Genomic DNA, 9,217 nt, shown 5'->3' with positions numbered 1-9,217 from the left:
TGATGATGCTGCGCGAGGTCCGCGAGCAGCTCGCCGGCTGGGAGAGCGGCCTGATCGAAACCGCCCGCAGCCAGGGCGCCAGCTGGGCCGATCTCGCAGGCCCCCTCGGAGTCGCCAGCCGCCAGGCAGCCGAACGCCGCTACCTCCGACTGCGCCCCGGCAAGGCCGGAAGTACCGGCGAGGAACGCGTCCAAGCCACCCGCGACTCGCGCGCCGCCGACCGCAACGTGAACGCCTGGGCCCGCGCCAACGCGGCCGACCTACGTCGCCTCGCCGGCCAGGTCACCGCCCTGACCAGCCTCCCGGCCGGCGCCGAGACCGCCATCGGAGACCTGAACCTGGCCCTCGCCGACAACGACGCAGCCCGCCTTGTGCGCCCCCTGGCCGACACCCGCAACCACCTCCGCCCTGAGGACGCCGAGCTCGCCGACCGCATCGACGTCCTCACCCGCCACACCAACCAACTCCGCCAGGACACCCACGACCATCGCAACACGTGACCGACACGGGCGGCGGGCTGGTGAGCGGGTGCCGTTGGCCGCGGCTGCAGGCGGGCTCCTCGCCATACCCCATCCCACCCAATCCGCCCGCGACGCACACCTTCGACCCGCCCCACAACTCCCGGAGCCACCCGCACAGACCCAATACCGCGCGCTGTGGGTGGGCGCGGTGAGTACAGGACCGCTGGCTTGCCAGTACGGGGTACCGAGCGCCCGTCCGGGGGTGCATCCCTGCGGGGGCACTCCCAGGTTCGCCAAAGCGGGCTCGTGGCTCGGCTCGCATCCTTGGCCGGATCTGCCGCCCGGTGGTCAGCAGACTGTCTTCAGGACCTGATCTCGGAGGTGGTGGTGGGACGTCGACCAGGTGTCTTCGTCCGGCCGGCCAGCATGGACGAGGGCCGCAGGCCGCAGCGGATCAGCCGGACTGCGAAGGATCCGGTTCGGCTGCGGCGGGCGATCGTGGTGCTGATGTCCGCCCAGAGTCGGACGGTCAAGGACATCACCTCGCCGATGCAGGCCAGCGAGGACTACGTGCGCGACGTCATCAGGGAAACCCTGCGGCGCATCCTGCGGGAGAGCAAGGTCTCCTGGCAGGCCACGACTACCTGGAAGGCGTCCAACGACCCGGACTTCATAGCCAAGATGCACCAGGTCCTGGCGCTGTACGACACACTGCCGGCCGACGGGCGGGTAATCTGCGTCTACGAGTTCGGCCCGCTGAACCTGATGCCCCGTAGGGGCAGAGCGTGGCGTCCGGCCGGTAGGCCACGCAGGCTGCGGGCCAGCTACCACCGGTACGGCGGTGTGATGCACATGCTCGCCGCGCTCGACCTGGCCACCGGGAAGATCTGCTGCCGGATCCGTCGGGGCAAGCGGTAGCGCGAGTTCTTCGGCCTGCTCAAGCCCCTGCGGGACCGCTGGCCCGGGGGGAAGCCGTATGTGGTGCTGGACGACTTCTCCCCGCCGAAGCACGCCGAGGTCCGCACCTGGGCTGCCGACAACGACATCGAACTGGTCTTCCTGCCGACCTACGGCTCGTGGCTGAACCGGATCGAGTCGGAGTTCGCGGCACTGCGCCACTTCGCCCTCAAGGGCACCGGCCACCACGCCCACGACGAGCCGAACTCCACCATCGCCGCCTCCATCCGCTGACGCAACACCCGCTCAGAACCAAAGACCACCTTCGCCCCCGACTCATCCATCCGAGCCTGGACCCAGTACCCAACCCGCGCTGCCTGACCGGCTACTCGGGTGGTTTCACGGGCAGCGGCTTGCTCGCCTTTACCGGGCGAGGGGCGACTTGTCGCTCGCAGGCAGATGACGGGCCAACACGCGGGTGGTGCTGCCGTCGTCCTCTGTGATGTCCCGGACATGCTCGAAACCGATTCCGTCCAGAAGGGTCAGTGAGGCCTTGTTCGGTGCAGCTACGGTGGCGTAAACCTTGGTCAGCCCGAGGGTGTCGAAGCCATAGGCGACGATCGCCTCTGCCACCTCGGTCCCCAGACCAAACCCCCATGCGGCCGGCGCCAGGGCGTAGATGATCTCGTGACCTCCGAGGACGTCGGTCGGCTTGATCTCAGCATGCCCGACCAGGAGTCCGTCCCGACGGACAGCCCAGACGTCGAACAGTTCCCGGGCGTAGACCTGCGTGAAGATCCGCCCGAACAGGGCCCGGTCCGCTGCTTCAGAAACAGGGCCATCACCCATCCACTGCGACACCCTGGTGTCCTGGAACAGAGCAACGAAGTCTTCTTCGTCCTCAGGGATATACGGCTCCAGCAGTAGCCGCCCGGTGCGCAGAGTTGGGGTCACAGGCGGCGACGCTACCCACGCGGCATCGAGGTCGGCAAGCCACTTTCACCTCCGCGGAAATCGCCCTCCCCGTCGCCATGCCGCGCATCGCCCGTCGCCGCAGGCCGAGCCATCATGCGGAGCCATTTACACGACCAACAATCCGAGCCGAGCCAGCTCTTGCCGAGGCTTCAAAGACGCGCGGGACCCGCTGATCGCATGGGATGCCGAAGGCCGATGCTGAATCGATGCCGAACGCCGGTCCCGGTCTGCCGCCCGTTGAGTGACGAGCTCCTCACGTTGCGTTCACGGGAATGGCGGTTACCTGGACGCCTGGCGGGAATGGAGAGGGCATCTCGGCCACGAGCGAGCGGGGGGTCATGACGCAAGAACTGCAGGGGACGGGCGATGGCAGCCAGGCGGGAACCGCGGCGTCCGAGTCGGCGGGCGATCGGACGACGGCTCCCGCTCGGCGACCGTGGTGGCGGAATCCGACCCTGACCGTCCCGGCAGCCGCCACGGTTTTGGCCGCCGTCATCGGGGGCGTGGTAGCCAAATGGCCCGTCGTCCCGGGCACATCTCGGCCCGTCGTCCCGAGCACATCTCGGCCCGTCGCTCCGAGCACACACGCACCCGCACCCGGTGCGGCCGAGACACCGGGTCCGACACCCACGTCCGTCCCGTCGACCACCCCGCCGCAACCCGGCGCCGATTCACCGAGCGTGCGACGCGCGCAAGACGGCCTACTGATCCAGGGCGGCTACAGGATCGAACTGGACGAGTTGCCGAGGGACGCGCCAAATTGGGGATACACGCAGACCATCTTTCCCAGCGACGTGTACTTGTCGAACGACGGAACGTTGTGGGTCAACTACCTGAAGGTACAGGCGGCGCCCACCAAAGCGGCGTGCGAACAGCCCGGCTATCTCGACGGCCAAATCGCCGACGACGACGTCACCGAGGGTATGGTCCTGTGCGTCAAAAGCAGCGAACAACGCTACGCCCGGGTGACCGTCGCGCAGGTCGACCGGAAGCTGCACACCATCCGCATCGACGTCCTCGTCTGGAAGTAGAGCACCTTCGCCCTGTCTACGACCGCGCAGCGGGAGCGGTGCGAGAAACGCCTGCGCGGGCAGCAGCCGGCCGCCGTGCAGACGACCCTGCTGGAGACCATGGCCGAACTCGGGCTGAAGACGACGATCACCTTCCACCACCGCACCGTCGAGGTGCAGGCCTTCCGCGGCGCGCCCCACGCCCGCGATCCGGGACACCTCCACCTGTAGCACCCAGTCCCGGCCCGGGACCAGCGGCGCCAGGGCGGCGAGCGGAGAGCGACGGCCCGCCGGCGCTGCTACCTGGACCTGCTGCAGGACAGCACCCCCGACACGAGGCCGATGGACGGGGGGCTAGCAGTTGCTGATCAGCTGTGCGCTGCCGGAGCCGAGCTGAAGGGTCCCTGAGCAGGGCGTCTTCTCGTGGTAGACGGCTCCCGGGATGCGGGCCGCGGAACGCGTCAGCAGCTCGACCACCTGATCGTGTTCAGTGTCGGAGCGGGCGTCCCAGACGAGCCGGTGCGGGCGGGTGGGGTGACCAGTGACCCAGGCAGGGCTGAGGTCGAAGCGGTACCACAGTGGCATGGAGCGCATCAGGAGTGCGCTGCGCAGCGGGGTGCTTGCGGTGTACCCCCAGCACTCGCAGTGCGCGGCTTCTTCGTCGGTGAGAACCTCGTGCCGCCACAGCGGCGAACGCCCCTCTTCCTGATGCCAGCTGGTCTCCTGCCGGAAGATCATGCGGGCGATATCCATGCCGCGCCATCGGTGCGCGTCCACAAGGTCGAGGCGTCCGCCCGTAGGGAGGTGGATCAGGCGCACCCGTCGGCAGTTGAAGTCGATCAGTCGGAGGCCCGGGATCCCGCACACACCGTGGTCTTCGTGGAGGAAGGGCAGGATTCGGCTCGCGACGCGGCAGGCCGTGTTGGTGTGCATCTCCAGATGGCCGGGCTGGTGGCAGACGACGTTCAGATATCCGCTGATGCTGGCCATCGCGCTCCTACGCGGCTGCTCCAACGGATGCGGGTGCTCACGGGTACTCATCAGACACTCGAAGAGGAGAGCCTGGAAGGCAAGTTGACCGCGGTCGGTGGGATCTAGGGTCGGACGGCTGCACTTTGTCTGGAGTCGTCCCAGATACAGAAGACGCGCGAGTTCCTTGCTGATCCGCTGGTCGGTCGTGTGCGGCATGAGGTTCCTGCTCCGGCTGCCCCCGGGCGGCAGCCGTGGAGGAAGGCACGCACGGACACCGAGAAACGCATGGTGCGGGACTGGGCATCGCACCCTTGAGACATCTGCGACTCCGCCCGGGCGGATCGCTCGCCTCCAGGCCGTCCCTGGCCTGCTGGATCGAGAGTACTGAATCAGACGCGGCAGACCAGGCGGCGCGCCGTGCCGCACGCGGCGCCACGTCTCCCAGCGGCACGACGACTGGTTCGTTGCCTCACAGTGGAAGCGATCCGGTGTGACGTGGATGCTGCCGGAGCCGATGTTGAGCACTCCCCCGGACGGATCGGTCACGGCCATCGGCCAGTCACGGCCTCGCAGAGCAGCCCCCGTGCAGACCTCAGCCGACGCCACCGTGCCCAGCGCTCCGGCCAGGGCGGGCTAGCCGCTGTTCGGAGTGGCTCGCCCAGGGTCTTCTCTGACCGGGGCGGGTCAGGAACTCAGCCGTCCTCCCCGCTGTGCTCAAGGTGGTGATCTACCTCCACACCGAGCGAGGCCAGTCTGCCCGTGATGTGCGCGCGCAGTGATTCTCTGGCGACATTGAGGTGGCGTAGTGCGCTCCGTGCTTCTTCGATCAGGTCCTCGGACAGCGGGTACCCGGCCTCCACGCAGTTGGCGATGGTGTAGGTCGCTGATGAGAGGGCCTGCCCGAGGGTGGTCACGTCGATCCCGTGGCCATTGCGCGTGAGGGCCCGGTTCAGCGAGCCGCGGCCTATCAAAAGCTGGGCGGAGCGGCTGTGCGCGAACCAGAGGCCGTCGTGGAGCGCTTCGTCGAAGGACTCGTTCACGGCGTCCCTGGCAGCGTGCCACGCCTCCGAGAACGCCTCAGCGGCTACAGGCCGACCGGTCATCAGTTCATGGAAGGTATCCGAAAGGAGGAGATGCCATGCGCGCGTGGTCGAGCGCATGTGCTTCAGGCGTTCCATCGCGGCCAGCTGCCGGGCGCGTACCTCAAGGGCGTGTTCCCGGCCGGCAGCTGCCTGTCTGTCCAGTTCGGCCACCTGTAACTCGAACTGCTGCTGGCGCTGCAGGAGACCCTCCTCGCGACGCTGTTGCGCTTGTTCCCGCTCCTCCTGTCGCAGCAGCGCTTCGCGCCGTTCCTCCGCCTGCCGTCGATGCAGCAGTAGCGGCCCGAGGACTGCGCCCCCCGCACCGAGGACTGCCCCGCCGACTGCTCCGATCAGCGCGTATAGCGCTGCTGCGTCTGCCATGGCGCACATTCTGCACGGCGCTTTCGATGGGCGTGAGGCCGTGTCGTGAATTGCCTCCGCCCCGGCTCCCGAGGGGTGCCGGGGCCGAGGCAATTGTGCGGGGGTTCAGGAGGCCCCGAGGGGTTCGATGCTGTCCGGGTGGCTAAGGGCTGTCCCCTAATCCCCGGTGGATCAGCGCCTGGCGTCAGGCGCGGTGCATCGCAAGGCGGAGGGTCGCCCTCGCTGTTTCACGCGGCAGGACACCGGCGATGACACGAGCAAGATCCCACTTGGTGGCTGGCGCGGCCATCGGAGCGGCCCTATGAGCCAATGCTCGGCTCCAGCCTGGATGTTCTTGGGCGTCCGATCGCTGACCGGAGGTTTCGGGAGTACGAGGTGCGGCCCTGACCACCGGAGTCGCGCCGGGGGCCGCACCGTGACAGCACGAGAGCGTCCCGGCGTGTGGCCTGTACGCGAGAACGGGTTCTGGCTCAACTTTCCGTGGAGCTGTTACGAAGAGTTGGATCTTCGGGGCCATACGATGACGGTCTGTACCCGAGTGCTGCGCCCTCGAAGCGGCGGGGTGCCCCCGGTTCTCCGCGCGGATTCATGACCGTCAGGGAACACCGCTCCAGCGGCATGAGGCCGTAGAACGGCTCCGCGCCTGAGCCGCCGATGTGCGTGACGAACTGCCGATAGGCGTCGGGCAGGACGATGTCGTGTTCGACCTCAAACGCAGCGACGCTTTCTTCCGCCAGCTTCGGACCGACTTGTGATGCTCTTCCCCGAAGGAATGGCTGCGCAGGGGCTGGAACGGGATCACGGCCAGCTTGCGACGCAGGCGGGGTGTCCACCGGCCACCACGGCGTCGCGTTCGACCCCCTTAAGGACATCCACCACCGCGTAGCATCTGACCCACACAGCCTGGCGCCTGCGACGACTACGCGCTATCGAAACGCCCGAATGCTCTTTAGGCCGCGACCCAGGATGCACTAACTGGGTACCCGATTTAGGCTTTAACTGATGCCGCCATCTATGAGCCACGGTGAACGCCGGGTCGACTCTGCGACGTCATCCCGACCAGCCGCCAAGAGGGGAGACAAAGATGCGCCGCTCGCGCTATTTTCCCGCCGCCGGGATCTTACTGTGCGCCGCCCTAACATTTCCGTCCGCCTCGGCAGCGGGCACCACCGCACCTGCTGTGGAGGGGGCGCTGCAGCACCGCAATCCCCAGATTATTGCACAGGAACCCCCTTGGTCGGGATGCGGCTACATGGAGTCGAACCAGCCCTATTGGCGAGGCCACTGTGATGGTTACCAGGCGGGTGAGCTAGCCGCAAAAAGGGCCGGCCAGAGCTGTTCCCGCTGGGGCCCTCCGCTGTTCCGTCCAATCACTGCCTACGAAATGGGCTACGCCACTGGCTACAGAGTTTCTTACAGGTACTACTACAAGGTGTACCTCAGCCAGAAAGCATGCAATCTCCGGTCCGGACAGGATCCTCGCGGGCCCATTACCCGCTGAAATCGACTGCCCACCATACTCAGAATGCCTCCCGTCGGACACGTCATATCTGCTGCGGTTTCGTTAACACCATCCTGCTTGCGGGGATGACGGATACCACTGCCGCCGCTCAGACTGCCCATTCCCATGTACATTGGCGCAGCAGCGGGAACGGGATCCGGATCCACGTCAGCAGCAGGTCGCCAGCAGCACACAGATGCCCAAGTAGATACCGATCGGGAACACCAGCGAGAAGTTCCCGAACCCCTTCTGCACCGGAAGCGCGCACACCGCGGCGTACGAACCGGCGAAACCGATCCCCGCGATGGCCACGGCTCCTGCGACCACGACGCCGATGAGTATCCAGTGCGTGCGAGTCAGCTGCATACGGGTAGGGCCGCCTCTCCGCCGTCGGGTCCGCGTCCTGATCGCGATCACCGTCTCATGTACGGCTGACAGCTGCCCCAGATTTCGATGCCAGGCAGCCTTTTTGGACCGCAGTGCGGACGCTCGAGCTCTGCGAGGAAGGGCTCTCTGGACGTCTACCAGGTCAGGGGCAGGGCCCCGGCCGGAGCGAGTTCGCCCGAACACCTCCCCGACCTCATACGCGCCCTCTGCTTGGACGAATCCCCCACGCCGACAAACCGCCCGCCAGGACATCGACCCCGCACAAGTCCACCACTGCCTGGAAACCCTCGCTCCCGCCAGGACCCCGAAGTAGCCACGGGCGCCCACTCCCCCGCTTCACCGCACACAGAGCCAGCTCTTTCACGGTCCAACTCAGGCACGTCGAACCTCACCAACCCCCCGCAGCGGGGACATTCAAACCCTTCAGGCCCCGGGGGTTCGGTCCCGAACGACATCACCAGCGCCACCCTCGGGGCGGCACGCGCACGACAAGGCGCAATGCCGCACCACCGATCGCCAGGAGCTGTCCAGCCGATCATGCGCGAAGCCGGACGCGGTGCCCTGGTCGAGCGTCACAGGGGCGGCGTGAGGCAGCTGCTCACGTCGGGTCCGGCAGGTTCATCCGCGCGAGCTTGGCCGGGTCGACCACGGCTGTGATAACGGTGATCCGGCCGTCTGTGACGGTGAACGCGAGAACGGAGAGAGGGGTTCCATCCTCGCGCCAGGAGATGATTCCTGGACGGCCGCCCACGAGGGCTGCCCGGCCCTGGGTAGCCGCGCTGGCGGCCAGCTGAGCGCCGGCGGCGACCTTGGTGGCGCCGAGGGTGACGACCACGCCGCCGGGGGTGTCAACGGTGAGCCGCACCCCGGGATCGAGCACGCGCAGCAGACCCCCGAAGTCGCCGTCCCGGGCCGCTGCCAGGAAGGCGGAGACCACTTGGCGCTGTTCCCGGCGTGCGCCGGCCGACTGCTCGGTTGCCTGGACCTTTCTGCGGGCGCGGCTCGCGAGCATCTTGGCGGCGGCGGTGGACTTGCCGAGGATGCGGCCGATCTCGTCGAAGGGCACCGCGAACAGATCGTGCAGCACGAACGCCAGCCGCTCGCTGGGCCGGAGCGAATCGAGGACGACGAGGAGCGCGAGCCCGATCGAGTCCGCACGCACCGCGTCGTCGTCCGGGGCCGGAGCGTCGTCGAGCATCACCGCGACGTCGGGCAGACGGTGGTCCAGGGATGCCTCGGTGCGGGCCTGGCGCGAGCGCAGGACGTCGAGGCTGATCCGGCCGACCACGGTGGTGAGCCAGCCGGCCAGGTTCTCGATGGTGGTCGTGTCCTGGCGGGAGAGCCGCAGCCAGGCCTCCTGGACCACGTCCTCGGCGTCGGCGTGCGACCCGAGCACGCGGTGGGCAACCGCACGCAGCCGATCACGCTGGGACTCGAACGCCTGGGCCACCGAGTCCGCCGAGCCGGTCTCGAACATGTTGTCACCTTCCCCGAATCCGCTCCGTCATGAGTGATGACGGACCCGGACGGGCCCAGGTAACCGCTGGAGGA

At 67.6% G+C, this 9,217-nt stretch carries 9 protein-coding genes and 1 pseudogene; 5 read left to right on the top strand and 5 right to left on the bottom strand.

The genetic code is table 11. The features are described 5' to 3' along the window. From ADK52_RS29220 to ADK52_RS43110, 3 genes are all read left to right on the top strand, one after another. Positions 1 to 500: hypothetical protein (locus ADK52_RS29220; protein ID WP_053692850.1), on the top strand; the 500-nt coding region annotated here is incomplete at its 5' end. Positions 501 to 968: 468 nt separating this feature from the next. Further along, positions 969 to 1,379, top strand: a complete 411-nt coding sequence (locus ADK52_RS43115; protein ID WP_199828566.1) for a hypothetical protein — start codon at positions 969 to 971, stop codon at positions 1,377 to 1,379. A 15-nt stretch (positions 1,380 to 1,394) separates the two neighbouring features. Continuing rightward, positions 1,395 to 1,652: a transposase gene (locus tag ADK52_RS43110; protein WP_324615948.1), complete on the top strand. Its 258-nt coding sequence runs from the start codon at positions 1,395 to 1,397 to the stop codon at positions 1,650 to 1,652. A gap of 129 nt (positions 1,653 to 1,781) precedes the next feature. On the opposite strand, the gene ADK52_RS29210 is transcribed toward ADK52_RS43110, so the two are convergent. Further along, complete coding sequence (locus ADK52_RS29210) at positions 1,782 to 2,312, bottom strand: GNAT family N-acetyltransferase (protein WP_053692849.1); 531 nt, start codon at positions 2,310 to 2,312, stop codon at positions 1,782 to 1,784. A 701-nt stretch (positions 2,313 to 3,013) separates the two neighbouring features. On the opposite strand from ADK52_RS29210, the gene ADK52_RS29205 reads away from it, so the two are divergent. Further along, positions 3,014 to 3,364, top strand: coding sequence for a hypothetical protein (locus ADK52_RS29205; protein WP_053692848.1), 351 nt, complete (start codon positions 3,014 to 3,016; stop codon positions 3,362 to 3,364). Positions 3,365 to 3,439: 75 nt separating this feature from the next. Beyond that, entirely contained in the window at positions 3,440 to 3,574 is a 135-nt protein-coding gene (locus ADK52_RS44635) for a hypothetical protein (protein WP_267887304.1), read from the top strand. A gap of 123 nt (positions 3,575 to 3,697) precedes the next feature. Here the strand turns inward: ADK52_RS44635 and ADK52_RS29200 are convergent, their stop codons facing one another. The 4 genes and pseudogenes from ADK52_RS29200 to ADK52_RS29185 all read right to left on the bottom strand — a co-directional run bounded on the left by ADK52_RS29200 (position 3,698) and on the right by ADK52_RS29185 (position 9,143). Beyond that, complete coding sequence (locus ADK52_RS29200; RefSeq protein ID WP_053692847.1) at positions 3,698 to 4,531, bottom strand: hypothetical protein; 834 nt, start codon at positions 4,529 to 4,531, stop codon at positions 3,698 to 3,700. Between the two features lie 476 nt (positions 4,532 to 5,007). After that, complete coding sequence (locus ADK52_RS29195; protein ID WP_159046055.1) at positions 5,008 to 5,778, bottom strand: hypothetical protein; 771 nt, start codon at positions 5,776 to 5,778, stop codon at positions 5,008 to 5,010. A gap of 1,625 nt (positions 5,779 to 7,403) precedes the next feature. Then, positions 7,404 to 7,645, bottom strand: a pseudogene (locus ADK52_RS29190) (DUF2637 domain-containing protein); the annotation flags it as partial. Positions 7,646 to 8,264: 619 nt separating this feature from the next. Then, entirely contained in the window at positions 8,265 to 9,143 is an 879-nt protein-coding gene (locus ADK52_RS29185; protein ID WP_053692844.1) for a sigma-70 family RNA polymerase sigma factor, read from the bottom strand. Positions 9,144 to 9,217: the final 74 nt, after the last annotated feature.

This window comes from Streptomyces sp. WM6372, from assembly GCF_001279655.1.
GTDB lineage: Bacteria > Actinomycetota > Actinomycetes > Streptomycetales > Streptomycetaceae > Streptomyces.
This window is presented reverse-complemented; position numbering and strand designations above follow the sequence as displayed.